General features: G+C 48.0%; 15 protein-coding genes. 12 read left to right on the plus strand and 3 right to left on the minus strand.

The annotated features are described in order from the left end of the window. Positions 1–134: 134 nt before the first annotated feature. Positions 135–2,513, minus strand: coding sequence for a DUF3772 domain-containing protein (locus tag WBL83_RS08685; protein ID WP_424588764.1), 2,379 nt, complete (start codon positions 2,511–2,513; stop codon positions 135–137). Positions 2,514–2,759: 246 nt separating this feature from the next. Then, positions 2,760–4,715, minus strand: coding sequence for a PhoX family protein (locus WBL83_RS08690; RefSeq protein WP_424588765.1), 1,956 nt, complete (start codon positions 4,713–4,715; stop codon positions 2,760–2,762). 266 nt (positions 4,716–4,981) lie between these two features. On the opposite strand from WBL83_RS08690, the gene WBL83_RS08695 reads away from it, so the two are divergent. The 12 genes from WBL83_RS08695 (at position 4,982) to WBL83_RS08750 (ending at position 19,027) form a co-directional block, all read left to right on the plus strand. Continuing rightward, positions 4,982–5,566, plus strand: a complete 585-nt coding sequence (locus WBL83_RS08695; RefSeq protein ID WP_424588766.1) for a YecA family protein — start codon at positions 4,982–4,984, stop codon at positions 5,564–5,566. 321 nt (positions 5,567–5,887) lie between these two features. Next, positions 5,888–7,303, plus strand: a complete 1,416-nt coding sequence (locus WBL83_RS08700; protein ID WP_424588767.1) for an undecaprenyl-phosphate glucose phosphotransferase — start codon at positions 5,888–5,890, stop codon at positions 7,301–7,303. Further along, complete coding sequence (locus WBL83_RS08705; protein ID WP_424588768.1) at positions 7,293–8,579, plus strand: outer membrane beta-barrel protein; 1,287 nt, start codon at positions 7,293–7,295, stop codon at positions 8,577–8,579. Before WBL83_RS08700 ends, WBL83_RS08705 begins: the two co-directional genes overlap by 11 nt. A 1-nt stretch (position 8,580) precedes the next feature. Continuing rightward, positions 8,581–9,138: a polysaccharide biosynthesis/export family protein gene (locus WBL83_RS08710; protein ID WP_424588769.1), complete on the plus strand. Its 558-nt coding sequence runs from the start codon at positions 8,581–8,583 to the stop codon at positions 9,136–9,138. Positions 9,139–9,140: 2 nt separating this feature from the next. Beyond that, positions 9,141–11,279: a GumC family protein gene (locus tag WBL83_RS08715; protein ID WP_424588770.1), complete on the plus strand. Its 2,139-nt coding sequence runs from the start codon at positions 9,141–9,143 to the stop codon at positions 11,277–11,279. After that, positions 11,276–12,487, plus strand: a complete 1,212-nt coding sequence (locus WBL83_RS08720; protein WP_424588771.1) for a lipopolysaccharide biosynthesis protein — start codon at positions 11,276–11,278, stop codon at positions 12,485–12,487. Before WBL83_RS08715 ends, WBL83_RS08720 begins: the two co-directional genes overlap by 4 nt. Beyond that, positions 12,484–13,857: a capsular biosynthesis protein gene (locus WBL83_RS08725; protein ID WP_424588772.1), complete on the plus strand. Its 1,374-nt coding sequence runs from the start codon at positions 12,484–12,486 to the stop codon at positions 13,855–13,857. Before WBL83_RS08720 ends, WBL83_RS08725 begins: the two co-directional genes overlap by 4 nt. Position 13,858: 1 nt before the next feature. Continuing rightward, entirely contained in the window at positions 13,859–14,848 is a 990-nt protein-coding gene (locus tag WBL83_RS08730) for a glycosyltransferase family 2 protein (RefSeq protein WP_424588773.1), read from the plus strand. A 9-nt stretch (positions 14,849–14,857) separates the two neighbouring features. Next, positions 14,858–16,069, plus strand: a complete 1,212-nt coding sequence (locus WBL83_RS08735; protein ID WP_424589356.1) for a glycosyltransferase family 4 protein — start codon at positions 14,858–14,860, stop codon at positions 16,067–16,069. A 1-nt stretch (position 16,070) separates the two neighbouring features. Continuing rightward, complete coding sequence (locus tag WBL83_RS08740; protein ID WP_424588774.1) at positions 16,071–17,183, plus strand: glycosyltransferase family 4 protein; 1,113 nt, start codon at positions 16,071–16,073, stop codon at positions 17,181–17,183. 2 nt (positions 17,184–17,185) lie between these two features. Then, complete coding sequence (locus WBL83_RS08745; RefSeq protein WP_424588775.1) at positions 17,186–17,593, plus strand: hypothetical protein; 408 nt, start codon at positions 17,186–17,188, stop codon at positions 17,591–17,593. 39 nt (positions 17,594–17,632) lie between these two features. Beyond that, positions 17,633–19,027, plus strand: a complete 1,395-nt coding sequence (locus WBL83_RS08750; protein WP_424588776.1) for a DUF4832 domain-containing protein — start codon at positions 17,633–17,635, stop codon at positions 19,025–19,027. Between the two features lie 137 nt (positions 19,028–19,164). On the opposite strand, the gene galE is transcribed toward WBL83_RS08750, so the two are convergent. Next, positions 19,165–20,181, minus strand: a complete 1,017-nt coding sequence (gene galE / locus WBL83_RS08755) for a UDP-glucose 4-epimerase GalE (RefSeq protein WP_424588777.1) — start codon at positions 20,179–20,181, stop codon at positions 19,165–19,167. Positions 20,182–20,244: the final 63 nt, after the last annotated feature.

Here is a 20,244-nt window from a genome sequence, read left to right on the forward strand (position 1 = left end):
CTCGGCGTTCGCGCTGTGCGGGTTCAAGTCCCGCCCCGGGCACCATGGGAATAAAAGCTATAAAATCAATGATAAAGCAGTGTCGTGAAAACCACCTTCGGGTGGTTTTTTATTGCCTGAAATTCACCGCACTATTATTTTTGCGACTGGCTCAGGTCGATACCTGCATTACGCAGCATTTTAAGAATTTCATATAACAGGTCACTGCGCGTCGAGCCGACCATCCGCGGGCTGAGGACATAACCGGTCACGCTGAGCACAATGCCATTCGGCCCCAACTCCTTAAAACTCACCGACGGTGCAGGCGTTTCAAGAATCGATTCGTGCTGACGATAAGCTTCCAGCAGCAAAGTGCGTACCTGCTCGGGATCGATATTCAGCGGGAAGGTGAGGGCAATCGTCGCGACACCCTGCGCATTGCCCATCGTCGCGTTACGCACATTCTGCGAGATAAGCTGCGAGTTAGGCACAATCACTGTGGATTTATCACTAAGCTGAATCTCAGTGGCGCGGACGTTAATACGACGAATATCTCCTTCAACGCCACTGATGCTTATCAAATCACCGACTTTAACCGGGCGTTCAGTCAACAGGATCAGGCCGGAGATAAAGTTTTTCACAATCTCTTGCAAGCCAAAACCGATACCGACCGACAGGGCACTGACAATCCACGCCAGTTTGTTCCACTCAATGCCGAGCATAGAAAAGGTCAGCATGATGATCAGCACATAACCAATGTTGGCGAACAGTGTCACCAGTGAGGCGCGCATCCCTCGGTCGAGCTTAGTTTTCGGCAGAAAATCCTTATCCAGCCAGCGACGTGTCGAACTTAGTACATACAACCCGACGACCGTGCAAAGCAGGGCGTTCATCACCCGGGAAGGGATGATATTGGAACCTTCCAGTCCTTTTCCGCCCCAAATCTCGGCAATTTTATTGAGTAACTCCAGAGGCGTGGTGCTACCGAAGGCGCCATTGATCAACGCGACCGTTGCCAGCAGCAGCAGGATTGTTTTGCCTAACCCGGTGAACAGTGTGTCAGCCAGCGATAGATGCCGGTCGTTGACGCTCAGAGAGCTTTTGAGCATCTTCCCGCAATAGGTGGTGGGCGAAAACACAATGTCGCAGAGATCCACCACGAAGTGAGCCAGCAGATACCAGCAACTAATGACCAGTCCAATCCATAGCAACTCAAAGCTGATAAACCTCGCCAGCGGGATATAGCCAATCAGCAGACTAAGCCCAATCACGACTGCCGTAAGGCTCATCGCGAGATGAACGAGCCCTGCAATCGTTGAGCGCACTTCCGATTCTTCGCCCTCATCACGCATTTTGCGGCGAATGCGGTTGACCCGCAGTGGTGCGACAAGCGCGATAACCGCGACCACTAAGGCCAGCAGGCCATTACCCAGCAGCGTCAGGTCGATGCTCGCACTAACCAGGGCATTCAGTTGTTCGAAGCTGCCAAAGAGAAAGATTGCGATGGCCAGGATGACGGGAAAGGGAGCCAGTATTTTGACAACGGGATCGGCAATGCCGGGTAACCGCCAGGAGGGCTGGCGGTTACAGAGTAGCGAAATCCCCAGACCGGCAACCAGCGCTGAGAAATACGCTAATCCTGTCAGTTGACCGGCAAGTTCATGCACCCACAGAGAGCTTGCGGGCAAACGGGTAAAAATAGTGCACAGCAGATGAACGCTAATCCCAAGCGTCAGGGTTATCTCCAGCGCCGTGAAACAGGCCAGGAAACTGCGGCGAAAACGACCCGGTGGCAGTACGTGCAACAGGATCCAGTTGATGGGCTTATCCAGTATTTTACGACCGAATATACCGAGCATCAGCGCCAGCAGTAGATAGACCGCAGAACCCATCTGCCACTCTTTACTCCACGCCTGCTGCCAGGCATCACGCAGTTGTGAAGACAATTTGTGGTAACGAGCGACATCCTGTGCGCCAGGAGTGAACAGCGGTGTCCAGAAATCCTTACCTAACAGCGTTCCGGTGTTCAACGCTATCTGGGTTTTAAGTGCACCACGACGCAATTCATCAATTTGTACTGACAGATTTTGCGCACCCAGAGCGATGACTTTGATTTGCTCAATTTGCGTCGTGAGCAGTGTCTTACTGCTATTTAAGCTTTTTCGCTGGCTCACCACTTGCGCGGTTTCTGTTAGCGTACCGTTAGTGGGCGCTGGGCCTAAAACATCAAGCTGCGCCTGGACTTGCGCCAGTTGTGGCTCCAGCGTGAGCATCAGTTGCTCGGTATCACTGGCGAGTAACTGGGACTCATTATTCAGGTTGGTAAACTGTTTGTCGGTTTTTGCGTTAGAAACCTGCTGTTTGAGTACATCCAGTCGGTGTTGTAGCTTTGGCAATGCGCTGGTGGCATCAACCTTAACGGGCGCCTTTTCGATGGATGTGACGACGCTTTCATCCGCCCGGCTAAGGGATGGGGAGAATAAAAGTGAGGGGAAACATGCCAGCAAAAACAATATTGATAATATTTTTTGCATAGAAAGCGACACCCAGCAAAGCGAAGACATCTATGTCAGGGATAAGCGGCTAAAAAGCTTTAGTCGTTAAAAGAGTCGTAAGGGTGATGGTGAAGCTAAGTTTAGCTCAAGTTATTTGTTTGCTTTCTAATAGTTCAGTGACGCTCATAATTGCTTTGGTTATTAATGGGATAGTCTTCATGGGAGTGAGAGCGTAAAAAAACCAGCCAAAGGCTGGTTTCGGTCACATCTGGAGTCACGGTTCTGTTAACTACCAATAATGCCGCCGTCGGCTTTGACGATCACCACCGTTGAGGAGCGTGGACGTCCGCTCGTTTCCCCATCCGGCCAGCGAGAGACCGCATTCGGATTCGCCGGATCGCTAATGTCATCGCCCGGTTCACCTGGGTGCTGAATATTGATAAACAGGGTGCGGTTGTCCGGTGTGAAGGCGATGCCGGTAATTTCGCAGCCGCGTGGCCCGGTCAGGAAGCGGCGGAACTCATTGCTGCCCGGTACGGTCGCTAACATCTGGTTGTTACCCATCCCTTCGTAGGCTTTTTTGTTGATCGTGCTGGATGAGACATCGGTTTGGATCCACAGCACGCCGCGCGGATCGAACGACAGGCCGTCGGCGCTGCCGAATTCCGCCCCGTTCATTGAACCTTTTGCAGCCTCATCGCTGGCATCCGGTTTGCCGCCCATCACCAGAATATCCCATGCAAAGTGCGTGGATGCCGGATCGTCGCCCTGTTCCTGCCAGTGCATAATATGGCCGTAAACGTTGTTGGCGCGCGGGTTAGCGGCATCGACAGGCGCTTTGCCCTCTTTGCCGCGATCGCTATTGTTGGTCAACGTGCAATAGACGCTGCCTGCCGCGTGCGGGTCGACGGCTATCCATTCTGGACGGTCCATTTTCGTCGCACCTACCACATCGGCCGCCAGACGGGTTTTGATGAGCAAATCCCCCTGACTGGCGAAACCATTGCTGGCATCCAGACCAGACTGGCCGAAGACTAGCGGCAGCCAAACGCCGGTGCCATCGTCGTTAAATTTCGCCACATACAGCGTGCCGGAGGAGAGCAAATCCATCGCCGCCTCGCGATTGTCCGCCGCCCAGGTTTTATCGGAAACAAATTTGTAAATGTACTCAAATTTTTGGTCATCGCCCATGTACGCCACCACGCGTTTATCGGCGGTTAGGGTAATCGCCGCCCCTTCGTGTTTGAAGCGCCCGAGAGCCGTGTGTTTGCGCGGGGTGGAAGCGGGGTTAAACGGATCGATTTCTACTACCCAGCCAAAGCGGTTCGGTTCGTTAGGCGTGGCATCAACGTTAAAACGTGGGTCGACTTCGCTCCAGCGGTATGATTCGTCGCTGTCGCTGATACCGTAGCGTTTTTCCAGCGCATTGGGTGCCGCTTTTTTGACAAAAATATCGGACCAGTTTTCTTCACAGGTGAGATACGTGCCCCATGGCGTGTGACCGTTGGCGCAGTTTTGCATGGTTCCAAGAATGGTTGCGCCCGCCGGATCCGCTGCGGTTTTCAGCAATTCATTCCCTTTCGCCGGGCCGGTAACGCTCATCGGGGTATTGACCGTGATGCGGCGTGCATACTGCGACGGGCGTACCACGGTCCAGCCGTCCGGCTCTTTTTTCACTTCGATGACTGACACGCCCATCGCGTTCTGCGCCTTGCGCGCTTTATCGAGGTTCCAGTTCGCATCACCATCTTTAAACAGCAGCCCGTTATCGACATATTCGTGGTTCATCGCCAACAAGCCGTGGGACGGGGAATCGCCGCCCTGTGGCAGACTGAACCATGCCATGCCATCGTGATGCATCCCGGCCTGTGCGGCTTGTTCATCAGTGGTGTTGCTACCGTCTTTTTTAAATTCAGGCAGATTATCTTTCATCCCGGTGGCATCACCCCAGCGATAAAACGGACGTGCGATGTAGCCGTCCGGCACGCGCACCGTGTCATCTGTAGATACCGCAATGCTGGTGAAGCCCAGCGTCGAGGGGCGAGAGAGCGCTATTTCTACGGCCTGTGCCGCAGGCGTGCGCAATAATGAAGGAAAAGCGACCGCCGTACCCATCACGGCACCGAGTTGTAAAAAACGGCGGCGGCTGAACAGCGCATCAACCACACCGGAGAAAACCGGATTATCGCTCTTATTGCTGACTTCTTCTTTATGTTCTTGTTTGAAAAGTGGTTTGCTCATCGACGCTTCCTGTCAGTTAATCTCAAAGAAGCCAGCAGTTTAAGTTGTGATTGTTACATTTTTATAACAAACACCCATGAAGTGAAGGGCGAAACGACAACGTTATTCGGCATGGAAAATCACGAAAACTTTATTATTCCTGACATCCTTTCTTAAAAATGATCCTTTTTAGGTTAAAGTCACTGCATATCACTGGCCGAACAGACTATATAAGTCATTTTGATAAAATTCGGCGTAAAAATTGAACACCTTTTGGAGAACACAGCATGAATCACGGGCCGCTAAATGAAGAAGAACTGGAATGGCTGGATGATACTCTCACCAAATACGGTAACGATGAATCCGTGTTGGATGTGTCAGAATTAGACGGAATGCTGACCGCTATTCTCTCTGCGCCGACCATGATTGCGCTGGCTGACTGGCAGGCCGCCGTGTGGGGCGGTGAGAAACAACTTCCTCACTGGGAAAACGCGCAAGAGCAGCAGCGTTTCAACGATCTCGCTTCTCAGCATATGAATGATATTGCTGAACGCCTGACCCATGCGCCTGACCAGTTCGAACCGCTGTTTGGTTATCGCGAAGTGGACGGTAATGACTACACCATCGTCGAAGAGTGGTGTTTTGGTTACATGCGTGGAGTGACGTTAAGTGACGGAGCATCGTTACCCAAAACCATGCAGAACGTGCTGGATGTGATTGCCTTGCATGGTGATGAAGCGAATATCGTCAAGCTCGAGCAAATGACCGAAGAAGAATATGAAGCGAGTCAGGCAGCGATTGGCCCGGCTGCGCTTGAATTACATCGTTACTGGAAAGAACAACCTCAGTCTGAGACCAAAACCGTTCATTAATCACAATTCCAAAAATAGTTATCTCATTTATGAGGCATTCATATGATGAATGTCTCATAAGCATCAACTCAGGCAAACCATTCCCTCTCCCGCACCTGAGTCAAATCCCAGGTCAAAAAACTCTCCTAACTTCTGTAAGCAAAACAAATATCTATACTTCATAAAGCACAACATCAGGCACATGCAAAACACTTTAAACATGCTACAGTAAAATTTTACAATTCATAACATTCTTACATCGAATTCTTTACACTTATGATATAATGCAGAAGGGAAAGGACTGCTTCAATAATCATAAATCGATTAATAACGAGTCTAACAATGCTGAGAAATTCACTGAAGTTTACCCATGGAGGGTACCCAGTATTTATTAAGCTAGCGGATTTCATTCTTATTAACTCGATTTTAATATTGAGTGGCTTGCTATTAGCAATGGAATCAACTAGCACTGTATTAATGTTCAGTTTTCTTTTCTCTACCGCTTTTTTACTGTTTGGGGAATATACCGAGCTTTATCTACATCGACCTAAAAACTGGAGCGTTCGCGGCCAGTTACGATTGATCTTATGTTCTTTTCTTACCGTTGTTTTTGTTGAGTTTATTAGATTTTTATCCGGCGGGTGGGAATCTGTTGGCTATTTAAATGCGCTGGAAAACAAGTTTCTCCCGGTTACTATAATTTGGTATGCGATACCACTTTTTTTACTCTATTTAATTCATTTAGTTTTCATCAAATATTCTACGAAAAAGCACATTCGCGTCGCTATTGTCGGTGTGACATCTAACGGACTGGCGGCAGAAGCGGCATTACTCAAAGAATATTCTAACGTGAAGTTAGATCTGGCATTTTACGATGAGCGGGATGTTTCCCGGTTTAACGATCTGATTGACAAAATTAACAGCCCCTTTAAAGGTTCAGTTAGCGGTCTGGTAGAAGAGGCGCAAGCGGGCAGAGTTGATGAGATCTATATCGCATTACCGTTAGTCGCGCTGGAAAGGATCCGCCATTTCCTTGCGGTGATGTCCGACACCACGGTCAATACTTACATCGTGCCGGATTTCAACTCCTACAGCACGCATATGTCGGAGTTACGCTCGGTCCATAACTTACAAACCATCAGTATTCTGAGCTCGCCTTTCGAAGGTTTTGGCTCCTTCATTAAGCGCACTGAAGATTTGGTTTTGGGCAGCATTATTATGGTGATGATTTCGTCCCTGTTATTGGTGATTGGTATCGGGATAAAACTGACATCACGTGGGCCAGTATTTTTCAAACAAGACCGTTACGGCCTGAGCGGGCAACGGATTAAGGTCTGGAAGTTCCGTACCATGCGGGTGATGGAAAATTCAGACACTGTGGTACAAGCGACGAAAGGCGATCCGCGCGTCACGCGCTTCGGCGCTTTTTTACGTCGTACCTCGCTCGATGAGCTGCCGCAATTCTTTAATGTGCTGCAAGGCAGTATGTCGATTGTTGGCCCAAGGCCGCATGCGGTGACGCATAACGAGCAATATCGTAAGCAGGTAGAAAACTACATGATCCGCCACAAAGTTAAGCCGGGGATCACAGGATTAGCGCAAATTAACGGCTATCGTGGCGAAATTGATGCACTTTATAAAATGGAAAAGCGTGTTCAGTACGATATTGAATACATCCAGAATTGGTCGTTGTGGCTAGATATAAAAATTATTATTAAAACTATTTTTAAAGGATTTGTCGGGAAAAATGCATATTAAACATATTCTCGTAGCCGGAATAGTTTTATCACAACCGGCCCTGGCGGAGTTAACACCGAAATCTCATATCGGCTTTGCAGGTATTGATTTTCAAGGCAAAGCGGGTGCGAATTACGGTTACGTCGATAATGTGACTTATCAGCCACATGATAACGATGCTATTGGGTCTAATTTCCTGAGTGTCACGCCCGTATTGAGCATGGCGGGTGAGCGTTATCAGGATAAATACCTGTTAGTTTATTCAGGTGATTATCGCGATTACACTAATGACTCAGCAGATAACTACAATGATCATTTTTTCCGTTTCAATGGTGCGTGGCGTTACGGCTTAAAGCATGGGTTAATGCTAAATGTTGAAGACTCTATCGGCCATGAAGAACGAGGCCGGGGAGTCACAGAAGGCTTTGTGCCTGAGCAATTTCAAGAGTTTGGCATTAAATCTCCGCTGACCACTAATCTTTTGAATAGTGAGTTGCGTTATAGCTACGGTGCACCTGAAGGGCGGGGTAAAGCCGAAGTCGCACTGCTGTATAAAAATCTGCGTTTTGGCAATACCCAGGAAGCGCAGAATACCGACGAGGATTTTTACAATTACATTCAGGAACAGGAATGGCATGAAAATAGCCTGGTCGCTGAAATTTTCGACCAGTACAATAAACATACTCGTTTCCGTTATAGCTTTATTACTAACCAGCGTCATTATGATAATGCTACTGAAAAAGACAGTAATGAATATTATTTGATGTATGGAATAAAGTCCCAACTAACCGGGAAAACCAACGTCGATATGAATGTCGCCTGGTTGTATAAAACGTTTCAAAACAACCCTGACTCGCAGGATTTTAATGGGCTAAACTGGGATATTCAGGCTGAGTGGAAACCACTCAAACAGGCAATTTTTACAGCACACACCTCGCAGCGTATTAAAGACCCCTCAGAAGTGGGGGGATATATTCTGGTTTCGCAGTACGGTATTTCTTATCAACATTTTTGGATAAATGATCGTTTCTCTACCTTGTTAGATTACTCCTACACCACGGAAGACTATAAGAAACAAGACAAGGACAGAACGGATAAAGATGGTGTATTCACTTTCTCCATGAGTTACGACTTCAGACCTTCTGTTAATTTTGAACTGAAATATCAAATAGATACATTACGCTCGAACAAAGAAACTGATTCGTTCTTTATCGGTGCTGACGACGACCGGGAAGTCCTGAGAACGCTGGGCTACGACAATTCGCTGATTATGTTTACAGCTAAGGTGCAGATTTAAAATGAAAATAATGAAACTCCTGGCATTTTTATTATTCAGTGTGCTTTTGGCTGGATGTTCAGCATCTAAGCCACCACTGATGGATAATCCTGATGCGGGTTCAACGGGATATCTTCTCGATGCAGGTGATACCGTCAGTATTAATGTGTATGGCGAACCTGATATGACCATGAAATTTATTATCGATAAAAGTGGAACTATTACTTTCCCTTATATTGGTGAATTAGTCCTGAAAGGAAAAACACCGGAACAGGTCAGTGCAGAGTTAACCAAACGTCTGAGCGGGGATTATTTGCAAAACCCAATGGTGACCGTAAATATCGCCGAGTTCCGTAAATTCTTTGTTTCAGGTGAAGTGAGAAATCCTAACGCTTTCACCTATGAACCAGGACTCACCGTTGAAAAAGCTATTGCACAAGCAGGAGGTTACTCAGACAGGGCGGATCGCAAAGATCTGAATATTCGCCAGTCGGGTACCAACAAATTGCTTGAGAACGTGGACGTAAGACACTCCGTTCACCCCGGTGATATCGTTATAATTGGCATGGGCTTCTTCTAACTATGAAACTATCAATAGTAGAAAATGGCAAGAAGCGAGAAAGCGCGATAGATTTCTCCAGGTTTGCCAAAGAAATCAAAAAGAACAGTTGGAAAATCCTCCTCGCGGGCGTGATTGCGGGGGCGGTTGCCTGGCCATTAATCAGCATGATGACATCGAAATATGTCTCGACGGCAACCGTGCTTATCAAAGCACAGCCGGATAATATCTCGCCCTTCCCGCAAGTGGATGGTTATGACTCTACACGTAGCGGCTATTACGAGACTCAATATGCGCTGATGCAGTCGCGTATTGTGCTCGAACAAGCGGTGCGGAATTTGAAACTGGATGAAAATCCGGATTTCACCGGGATTAAATCAGACAGCAAAAATGCGAACACGCCAGAGACGCAGCAAGCACGTGTTGATAAGGCGCTAAAAACGCTGGTGAAAAACCTTACCATCAATAGCGTTCGTACCACGCATCTGGCGTCGATTTCCTACGAGTCATCATCTCCAGATCTGGCCGCTCAAGTGGCAAACGGAGTTGCACAGGCGTTCATTGATTACAGTGCGACGCAAAAGCGCGGTAATACGCTGAAAGCCCGTGAAAGCAACCAGCAGCGAATGGACGAACTGCAAAAGCAAATCGCTGAGCAAAAACTGGCCATTGATGACTATCTGCGTAAAGAGGGGTTGTTGACCTTCCGTGGCGTCGACGGTTTTGAAACCGAGCAGCTAGGCATTGTCACTAATCGCCTCGCCGATGCGACTCAGCGCCGTGTCGCTGCGCAATCGCAATATAACGAAGTCCGTCAACGTGCAGGACGATCGCTGGAAGATGTGATTTCGCTGCCGGTTATCTCAGACCACGCGCAAATTCAGGATTTACGTATTGCCCTGGTTCAGGCGAATCGCACGCTATATGAGCTGCGCAAATCGTATGGCCCAAAACACATCAAGATTCAGGAAGCTCAGGCGCAAGTTCAGGCGGTTCAGGATCAAACCTATCGTGTGCTGGGTGAACTGGAAACCGGTCTGCGTCAGCAATATCAGGCTGCACTGGCGGACGAAAATAGCTACCAGAAACAACTGGATGATCAAAAAGTTATCTTCCAGAAACTGGCGTCTAAGCGTGATGGCTATAACGGCTTGAAACTGGCACTGGATAAAACCGAAGATTCGTACAAAACGCTCTATCAGCGCACTCAGGAACAGTCGCTCTCCGGGAGTTATAACGAATCCGACGCGGTTTTGTATGACCCGGCGGTGCCTGCTGAACGTCCGGTTAAACCAAATAAACCTTTATTGCTGATTATGGTGGTGTTGTTAGTGCTGGCCTTTAGCATCATGTACTTCATCGTGAAATCCGCGATGGACAGCACTATTAATAATCTGAGCCAGGTGAAAAAGCGCCTGAACCTCGAACCGCTGGGTGAGATTCGTCGCTTCACGGGACTGGGGAGTCGTGGACAAATCCGCGATGTCATCGCCAATAACCCGATGAACGCCGACATCATTCACAGTATTCGGACCCGTATCATGCTCGATAATCGCCAGTTGCAGGCTGTTTCGGTGACATCGGCAGACCACGGGGAAGGCCGCACACTGGTGGCGAACCTGTTGGCTAATTCATTTAGTTTCGACCAGAAGACGCTGCTTATCGATCTCGATTTCTCCAATAAAGACGGCTTATCCAGTGAGCTGGCTAAACCCTCTGCGCGTGGCGTTGCTGAGTTGCTGCGCGGCGAAGCGACGGTGGAGAATCTGTGCGTAGAAGTGAATGAAAATCTGGATTTCCTGCCGCGTGGCAATTCCAGTATCTCGTCACTGTTAATGCTGTCGTCTGACAATCTTGACCATCTGATGCGTGAATTACGCAGCCATTACCATCGCATTATCATCGACGTGGCGGCGGTGAATCAGAGCCAGGACAGCCAACTGATTAGCCGGGTCATTGATGGCCAGATTTTCGTGCTGAAAGCGGGTGCCGCCCCTGCGGACCATATCACCCAGGCACTGGATAAACTGGAAACAAATCAATCTGTTGTTATCGGCGTGGTGATTAATCAGGTCATTGATAAAAATCTGGAGACGAAAGAGGGATTACGTTCACTCAATCTGCAAACCAGTGAATTAATGAACGGTACAGGCCATTTATGAGTTTACTGAGAAGCGCGTCCACAATTGCCGGCTCATCAGTCATTTCGCAACTGATTGGTGCGCTGTCTATTTGGTTAATTTCACACAAATATGACCTGGCAGAAGTGGGGCTGTACGCGCTTAACTACAGTATTGCGTTGATTGGGGCGCAAGTTTGTACCTTTGCCTCGCAATTACTCATTCCTAAGCAGCACGATGATGAACTGGCGCAAAACGTGGTGTTTTGCTTATTACAAAGTCTGATTATTGCGCTGCCTTATGCGCTGCTGACCGCGTGGCTGTTTGATCAGAATATCTTTTTCCTTTATCTGCTCACGCTTTCCAATACCTGGGTTTTGATTTCGGAGAATTTGTCATTACGCACGGCAAACTTTGGCTTTTTGGTCTTCCAGCGTATTTCGGTCTCCGTGGTCGTGGTGCTCTCGGTGCTGCTGACCACCCACATCCAGGCATTTTACTGGGCGTGGGCGGGGTCGATGATGGTACTGACCATTGGCTGCATTCTGCGGGCCTTTGATATTCGCACCGTGCAACTTGAGCATTTGAGCCCCAAAAACAACCTGGCCTTCTTTAATAAGCACGTTCATCACATCACCAAAGTGGGCAGTGCCGAAGTGCTGGCGATGGCGAACAGTAACTTGCCCATCATGTTGATCAACTTTTGGTTCTCAGCGCTGACGGCGGGTTATTTTTCCATTGTCAGCCGCTTCTGCCTGGCGCCGGTAGTGATTGTCGGGAATGCGGTACGTAACGCGATTTTCTCAAAATGGTCGATAGATTTCAGGCATAACACCTTTAACTTTGAAGAGTACAAAAAGGTCCGCTTATTGCTGCTGGTGTTGGGCATTATATGTACGCTTGGGGTGTTTATTTTCTATCCCATCGTCATGCATCTTGGCTTTAGCGAGGACTGGATAAATTCGATTCCCACCTCACGCTATATGCTGCCTTATTTATTCCCGGCTCTGGCGGTTTGCCCATTGACGGTGATCGAACTGATTTTTGGTTCTCATCGCTATTTTCTGCGCATTCAGTTTGAACAATTAGCGATTGTACTGATTGCCTTTGTCATTGTGCCTTATTTTTATAACGACTATGCCACGTCGATTATTCTGTTCTCGGTATTAACTTTCGTTCGTTATGCCTTTATTTATCTCAAGGTAAATAAACGCGCCAATCTATTGAAAGACAGGCCGGTTGTATTATGAATCTCAATACTGGGAATTATTTACAGACATACTCTTTCCTGACCCTGATTATCTGCGGGTTGGTTCAATATTTTACCGGCGTATTAGCGGTGCTGTGGATCCCTTTCTTCCTGACACTGCTGATGTTCGTGTTGTTGGTCATGCAAACCCGCTACGAAAAATTGCACCTCGACAAGCAAGAGATCGTGGTGCTGACGCTGTACCTGATTTTCATGGTGATGGCGGGTGTCTCTACCGTTTTGCAGGCAGGGGTGACCGATGCGATTGTCGGATTTAAAAATGAGATAGCACTGTCTCTGGTGATGTTCTGCCTGTTGTTGGGATTCTGTCGTGAGTCGCAGATTTACCGCGTAACCCGTTCTTTGTATTGGGTGTTTTACGCTCAATTCCCGGTGGTTCTTTATCAGTTACTGTTTGTTGTGCCCCAACGTGTTGTGGTACGTGGCGAAGAAGATAAATGGGACTCCGTGGTAGGAACCTTCGGCGGCGACCCGTTGGGCGGCGGAAATACCGCAGCGATGGGGCTATTTTGCCTGCTGATTATGCTGCTCAAAGTCTCCGAATTTAAGCACGGTCTGACCAGTTTTAAATCGATGGCCTTGCATGTGATTTTGGGTTTTGGCTTGTGCATCGTCGGCGAAGTGAAATTTGTCATTCTGTTATCACCCATCCTGCTGGCTCTGGTTTGGATAATGCCGAGTTTCGTCAAAGGCGTGAACAAAGTGAATATCAAAGCACTGCTGTTGATCTTCGCAGGTATGGCGTTATTGATTGCGCTTGCCATCGTGATATTAGCGTCGGGTTATTCCACCGCTTTTGGAACGGATCCATCGCAAAGCTCACTCGCTGTTTTCATTGATTCACTCAGTTATATTTTTGACCCCAACTATATTCTGCCTTCGGGTGAAATAGGGCGTTTTACGACACTCATCTTCTGGTTGAAAAATAACGATCTTTGGGGACTTTCAGGCACCTTATTTGGTTATGGACTGAACGCCACCAACAGCGGAAGTGCCGTTTCGCCAGGCTTCCTGAACCTCACTTATAACCTGATCCTCGATTCTACCTCTTTGAGTATGTTGCTCTGGGAAGTGGGCGTAGTGGGAACCCTGTTATTTGTCGGTTTAATTATCTACATCCTGAAAATTGTGCAGCCTAAAGCGCTTTTAGCGCGCGAGCAATTAGACACACAGGATCTGCAATTAGTCAGTTTTGCACCTGCATACAGTGTATTTGCTATCAGTTGCTTACTGAGTTTGCCCTACAGTCAGATACTCACAATAACGCCAATGTTACAATTTCTGTTCTATCTGTCACTGGGCTCTTGTCTGGTTATTCGTCGATCCGTTTATCGTGTTGCGGAGCAATAATATGATTCATAAACCCTTTATCTCCGTGAGTATAAAAACGCTTAACGAAGCCAAATGTATTGAAAAAACAATTGATAGTATTCAGCAGCAGATTGCTGAATATCCTCATAAGATTATTGTCGCCGACAGTTTATCTACCGATAGCACTCAACAACTGGCCAGCAATAAAGGCGTTACCGTGGTGTCGTTAACCCAGCCCGCGGATCGCTGTTGTGGCGTCGGGCATCAGCTCGGCTATCTGTACAGCGAAGGGGAATATCTGCTGTTGATGGATGGCGATATGGAGCTGGAAAAAGGATTTATCGACAGCGCCATTGCTTTTCTCGAGAGCCATCCTGTGTACGCCGGTGTTGCCGGGACGGTGGAAATGGATGATGCCACTAACTATGAATTTAAATCGCGGAAACAGCGTTTACATGAGATTTATCCTGTAGGCGATTGCGATCATTTAGGAGGTGGTGGTTTATATCGCCGTTCGGCAATAGAAAAAATTGGCTACCTCACCAATCGCAACCTGCATGCTTATGAAGAAGCTGAACTTGGGATGCGCCTGCTGGATGCCGGTTATAAATTACACCGTCTGAATGTGCCTTATTTCCGCCACACCTCGCATAATATGCCGACGTTAAAATTGCTTATGTACCGTTGGCGCAGCGGTTATAACAAAGCGCCTGGTGAGTTATTGCGTAACGCCTGGGGCAAACCCTGGTGGCGACTGGCGATGAAAATGGTTAAAAACGAGATGATTTTTGCGGTTTATATGCTGCTATTACTGCTGGCGATTTTAACCTTCAATATCGATGTAATCGCGCTGGCTTTATTGCCACTGGCTGCATTTATTATCCTGAAAACGATTAAAAACCGTTCATTAATTAATGGCCTGCAAAGTGTCCTCAATTTAGCGGTTCTGTCTGCCGGATTAATCAAAGGACTGACTCATCCGATGCGCGATCCGATGACACCACCCGACAGCAAAGTCATTCATGAATAGGCCACTATGATGAAAATTTTACTGGTGAATAAGTTTTTCTACATCAAAGGTGGTGCAGAAACGGTTTATTTCCAAGAGCGCGAAATGCTGAAACAGGCTGGTGTCGAGGTTATTGATTTCTCAATGCAGCATGAGAAAAACTTCCCTTCAGACTATGCGGACTATTTTGTCAGCAATGTTGATTACCATAAGGGAAGCCACATTCTCGGCGGTCTAAAGACGGCCTTAGACTTCATACATAACGCTGAAGCCTGCAAAAAAATGAAGGCATTGCTTGAGAAAGAGCGCCCGGATATTGTTCACTTTCATAATATCTACCATCAGCTCACTCCATCAATAATAAAGATTGCCCGGGATTTTGGCTGTAAAACGGTGCTCACTGCCCACGATTACAAAATTGCCTGTCCCTCCTATGCCATGTTACGTGATGGAAAGGTCTGTGATGCCTGTATCAACGGGGCGGTATTTAATGCCTTTAAATATCGCTGCTACGAAGGATCGGCATCGAAGAGTTTGCTGCTCTCTTTAGAAGCCACCTGGCAATATATTGCTAAGAATTATCAGGCTCTGGATGTGATTATCTCGCCGAGTGAGTTTCTGCGCGGGATAATAAGACACACTTTGCCCCATTCACGCATTGAAGTCATTGTGAATGGTATTGATGACAGCCAACCGTTCCAGGGCATTGAAGACCATGGTTATTTGCTCTATGTCGGGCGCGTGAGTCGTGAAAAAGGGATTGAAACTTTAGCGCAGGCGCATGAGCTGATGCGCAATAAAATTCCGCTGAAAATCGTTGGCCATGGGCCGATTTATAATGAGCTGATTAAGCAATATCCACTGGCAGAATTCCTCGGTTATGTGCAACAAGGCGAGGGATTAGACACATTAATTAAGCATGCTCGTGCGATCATTGTCCCTTCTGAATGTAATGAAAACTGCTCGATGTCGGTATTAGAAGCGATGTCATTTGCGCGTCCCATCGTGGGTTCGCGTATTGGTGGAATACCCGAACAAATACGCGACGGGGTAGATGGCGCATTATTTGAGCCAGGAAATGCCCAGTCATTGGCCAGTGTGCTCGATGAGCTGGCCGAAAACCCGGATAAAGCGCACCAGATGGGATTAAATGCCCACCAACGCCTCTGCGATAAATACGCCATGCGTAATCATATGAAAGCGTTGCTCGATTTGTATCAAGAATTGCTGAGCAAACCGTGATATGACAAAGAAAATTACTGTTATCGGCACGCGTGGCATCCCCGATGTATTAGGGGGCGTGGAAACACATTGCCAAAATCTTTATCCCGCCATCAAACAACAGTTCGATGTGGATATTTGTGTTATCGCTCGAGCCCCGTATGTTGGTTACAGTCGGTCGCAGTACAAGAATATTGAAACCGTGGCGCTGTGGGCGCCCAAAAAACGCTCGCTGGAAGCCATTGTTCATTCCGTTTTAGCCGCGTTTAAGACCTGCTTTGATAAGTCCACTATTGTGCATGTGCATGCTATCGGGCCGGGTCTGGTGGTTCCACTGCTGCGCGTACTGGGCAAGAAAGTGGTCTTTACCCACCATGGCCCGGATTACGAACGTCAGAAGTGGGGCGGTTTTGCGAAGAAGGCGTTATTACTGGGGGAAAAATTCGCGGTGAATTACGCCAATGAAGTCATCGTTATTTCTGAAGTGATTAATCAGTTGATTCAGAAAAAACATGGCCGCATGGATGCTCATCTGATCTATAACGGCGTGAATATCCCGCATTCCCTTGATGCTGAATTGATTAAGAAAACACTCGACCGATATGCCCTGAAACCTAAGAATTATCTTGTTGCGGTAGGGCGTTTTGTGGAAGAGAAAGGATTTCATGATTTAATAGCCGCTTACCAGCAATCCGGCGGCTCTGAGCCGTTGGTGTTAATCGGTGATGCTGACCATCCTTCCGACTACAGTATGCGTCTGAAAGAGTTAGCCATAAAAACGCCGAATGTCATTTTGACCGGTTTCTTAAAAGGCGACGCGCTGAAGGTGGTCTTTTCTCAGGCTAAGCTCTTTATCATGCCTTCTTATCACGAGGGATTGCCCATCGCGCTACTGGAGGCCATGTCCTATTCACTGCCCGCCGTGGTGAGTGATATTCCGGCAAATCTTGAAGTCGGTTTGCCAGCGGACGCCTATTTTAAAGTGGGTGATGTGGCTGATTTAGCAGAGAAAATAAAGCGCAGACGTGGGTTAACGGGTGCGGATTACAGTAAATTTCTGCAAACCTATGACTGGTCGGAGATTGCCAGGAAGACGGTAGGTGTTTACCATTCAATAGATAAATCAATAGGTTAAAAGTGACGAATTCAACCCGACGCCCCATCGTCATCGACAGATTCTACGAAGTGCTTGATGAAAAAACTCAGGCACAACTGACTCCCGAACAAAAGCAGGAGATAGAGGGCGCGCTCGTTAACATCACTCTTTCGACACACCACCGCATTGATATTCGTAAGAGCTTTCCCTTTTTTGGCGCCCGCTACTACATGGTCTTTTTACTCGGACGCGACTTGCGTAAACGGCTACGTAAAGAGTCGACCCTGGTGCGTATTCTGGTGACGTTGCTGATTCTGGGTGGCTCTATCTTTGCTGTTCTGTGTCTCTTATTGACGCTGTATATGATCAAATCCGCAGTGGGAATCGATCTGATTCGTAATTTCCATGTCGGGATTTGGGACTGGTGGCTCAGCCTGCGTAACAATTAGTCTCGGGCTCGTTCACGCCCAACTGAAAACGGAAATACTATGAAGACGAAAACGTTAGTTTCACTGATGTGCATGGTTTTTCCGGGGGCGGTGTTAGCGGTACCGATGACAGTCGTCACGCCGAAAGCGCTCTCTGGCCCTATCACTAATCCAGGGACAGGCATCGCCAGCTTTCATCAGGGTTTTGACCAACATCTGACACGCGTGCAATATCCCGACACCGGCATAGAATACGAGCGATTTTACTGGTCGGAAGTTGAGCCGGTGGAAGGGCAGTATAACTTTGCGCTTGTTGATGATGCTTTCAGGTTTGCGGCGAACCACCAACCGGCGATGAATGTCGGGTTACGATTTATGGTGTTGGATGGCCCGGAAAGCGGTAGCAAAATCCCTGAATGGTTGATCAAAAAAGGGGTGAAAGGCGTCTGGACGCCAGACCGAAAAACCTTCGCACCGGACCTGGACGACCCTATTTTTCTGGAATATAGCCGACGTCTGCTGAATGCCTTTGGTAAACGCTACGATGGCAATGAAAACCTGGCTTACATCGATATTGGAATGGTGGGTTCCTGGGGCGAATGGCATAACAGCAATTTCCCTTCAATGACTCCTCTTGAAAAACGCTACACGCCTGCTCAACTCGAAAAGTACGTCTCGATGCACTTCGCCGCGTTTCCTAAAACACCCAAAATTATGCTGATTGCTGGCGGCGATAATCTCGCGAGTGCCGCGAGGCGTGGTGCGGGCTGGCGCGCAGATTGCCTGGGCGACTGGCGGAATTTCTCCGCGACCTGGAATCTGATGGAGGATGATTATCCTCCGCGTTTAGAAGCCGCTCAGAAGGCCTGGTCTGGCTTTAATGATGCGTGGAAACATGCGCCGATAAGTTTTGAGATCTGCGGCCATATGAACGAGTGGAAAACCGTACAGCATTATACCCTCGAAGAAGTGCAAAGGACGTTTGACTGGGCCGAAGAGCAACATGCCAGCACGATTAATTTGAAGTCCAGTGAAGTGCCGATCATTTATCGTGGCATCGTCGATAAGGCGCTGACAAAACTGGGTTATCGTTTCCGTTTAGCCTCGTTAAGCCATGACTCTTTCATATCCCGAGGCACGACGCTGACGCTCAATAGCCAGTGGGCAAATGATGGTATTGCGCCGATTTACCTGAAATATGATGTGTCATATCGCCTGGTGAATGATGCCAATAAGGTCATCGCTCAGGGGAAAACTTCTGATGATATTCGTAGCTGGCTGCCCGGCGAACGCACGACCCGTTATCATCTGCCACTGCCTGTCACCCTGGCGAACGGCCAGTATTATATCGAGGTGGCGATGCTGGATAGCAAAGGAACAGCGAGAATTAATCTGGCGAATGAAGGCAAGCAGAGTGACGGTTGGTATCGTATATCGAAGGTTCGCGCTCAATAATACCCTTCATTCTTCAAGCTGCATCTTTGTTGGCTGCGTTCACGAGCCCGAATCACTTACTTTAGTAAGCTCATCGGGACTCGCTCTCTTGCCGCCGCGATGCAACTTGAATTATTTTGGGTCACGCAGCAAGGAAATTAAGAACTGAACCCGTTCGGGTTATTTTTCTGCCAGTTCCAGGTGTCACGCATCATTTCATCAAGGGAACGCATCGCCTTCCATCCCAGTGTTTGTTGGGCTAACGATGAATCTGACCAGCATTCCGCGACATCACCCGGTCTTCTGTCGACAATTTTATAATTAATGGTGGTTTGCGCGGCTTTTTCGAAGGCCTTAATCAGGTCGATCACGGAATAGCCTACACCGGTCCCCAGATTAATAGCCTTGAAGGGTGAACCTTCGGTTTTGTGATCTAATGCTGCCAGGTGCCCGCTTGCCAGATCCAGCACATGTATATAGTCACGAACGCCAGTTCCATCAGGGGTTGGATAATCATTGCCGTAAACCGACAGGCACTCAAGTTTACCGATGGCCACCTGGGAAATATAAGGCACCAGGTTATTAGGAATACCGTTAGGATCTTCCCCAATACGGCCTGAAGGATGCGCGCCCACCGGGTTGAAATAGCGTAGACAAGTGATGCGGAATTCAGGTTGTGCGTGCGAGAAATCTCGCAAAATCTGCTCAACCATCAATTTCGATGTTCCGTACGGGTTAGTGGTGCCACCGGTCTGGCACTCTTCGCTTAGCGGGACTTTTTCGGGATTGCCATATACCGTGGCAGAAGAGCTGAAGATCAGGCTATCGACACCTGCAAGTAACATCTCGTTGAGCAACACCAGCGTGCCAACGACATTATTTTCATAATATTCCAAAGGCTTTCTGACTGATTCACCGACCGATTTTAAACCCGCGAAGTGGATAACATCAGATATCTCATGGTTTGAGAAAATTTCTTTAAGAACGTGTTTGTCTAAAATATCGGCAACATAGAGTGTCGGTACTTTTCCGGTTAATTCTGCAACCCGGTCTAAAGATGCTTTAGACGAGTTAGAGAGGTTGTCGATAATGACGACTTCATCCCCTCGCTCCAGTAATGCCAGTACGGTATGTGAGCCAATATAGCCAGCGCCACCAGTTACAAGAATTGCCATAGTCATCTCCAGATGAGGCTCTTAGATTGCCAAATGAACATATCGATTTTGTATTGATGTCAT

The organism is Buttiauxella sp. (assembly GCF_049686335.1).
GTDB lineage: Bacteria > Pseudomonadota > Gammaproteobacteria > Enterobacterales > Enterobacteriaceae > Buttiauxella.

Coding starts and splice junctions, on each gene's coding strand:
- WBL83_RS08730 (WP_424588773.1), top strand. CDS start 13,859: ATGATTCATAAACCCTTTATCTCCGTGAGTATAAAAACGCTTAACGAA.
- WBL83_RS08695 (WP_424588766.1), top strand. CDS start 4,982: ATGAATCACGGGCCGCTAAATGAAGAAGAACTGGAATGGCTGGATGAT.
- WBL83_RS08690 (WP_424588765.1), bottom strand. CDS start 4,715: ATGAGCAAACCACTTTTCAAACAAGAACATAAAGAAGAAGTCAGCAAT.
- WBL83_RS08740 (WP_424588774.1), top strand. CDS start 16,071: ATGACAAAGAAAATTACTGTTATCGGCACGCGTGGCATCCCCGATGTA.
- WBL83_RS08685 (WP_424588764.1), bottom strand. CDS start 2,513: ATGCAAAAAATATTATCAATATTGTTTTTGCTGGCATGTTTCCCCTCA.
- WBL83_RS08705 (WP_424588768.1), top strand. CDS start 7,293: ATGCATATTAAACATATTCTCGTAGCCGGAATAGTTTTATCACAACCG.
- galE (WP_424588777.1), bottom strand. CDS start 20,181: ATGGCAATTCTTGTAACTGGTGGCGCTGGCTATATTGGCTCACATACC.
- WBL83_RS08725 (WP_424588772.1), top strand. CDS start 12,484: ATGAATCTCAATACTGGGAATTATTTACAGACATACTCTTTCCTGACC.
- WBL83_RS08715 (WP_424588770.1), top strand. CDS start 9,141: ATGAAACTATCAATAGTAGAAAATGGCAAGAAGCGAGAAAGCGCGATA.
- WBL83_RS08710 (WP_424588769.1), top strand. CDS start 8,581: ATGAAAATAATGAAACTCCTGGCATTTTTATTATTCAGTGTGCTTTTG.
- WBL83_RS08750 (WP_424588776.1), top strand. CDS start 17,633: ATGAAGACGAAAACGTTAGTTTCACTGATGTGCATGGTTTTTCCGGGG.
- WBL83_RS08720 (WP_424588771.1), top strand. CDS start 11,276: ATGAGTTTACTGAGAAGCGCGTCCACAATTGCCGGCTCATCAGTCATT.
- WBL83_RS08735 (WP_424589356.1), top strand. CDS start 14,858: ATGAAAATTTTACTGGTGAATAAGTTTTTCTACATCAAAGGTGGTGCA.
- WBL83_RS08700 (WP_424588767.1), top strand. CDS start 5,888: ATGCTGAGAAATTCACTGAAGTTTACCCATGGAGGGTACCCAGTATTT.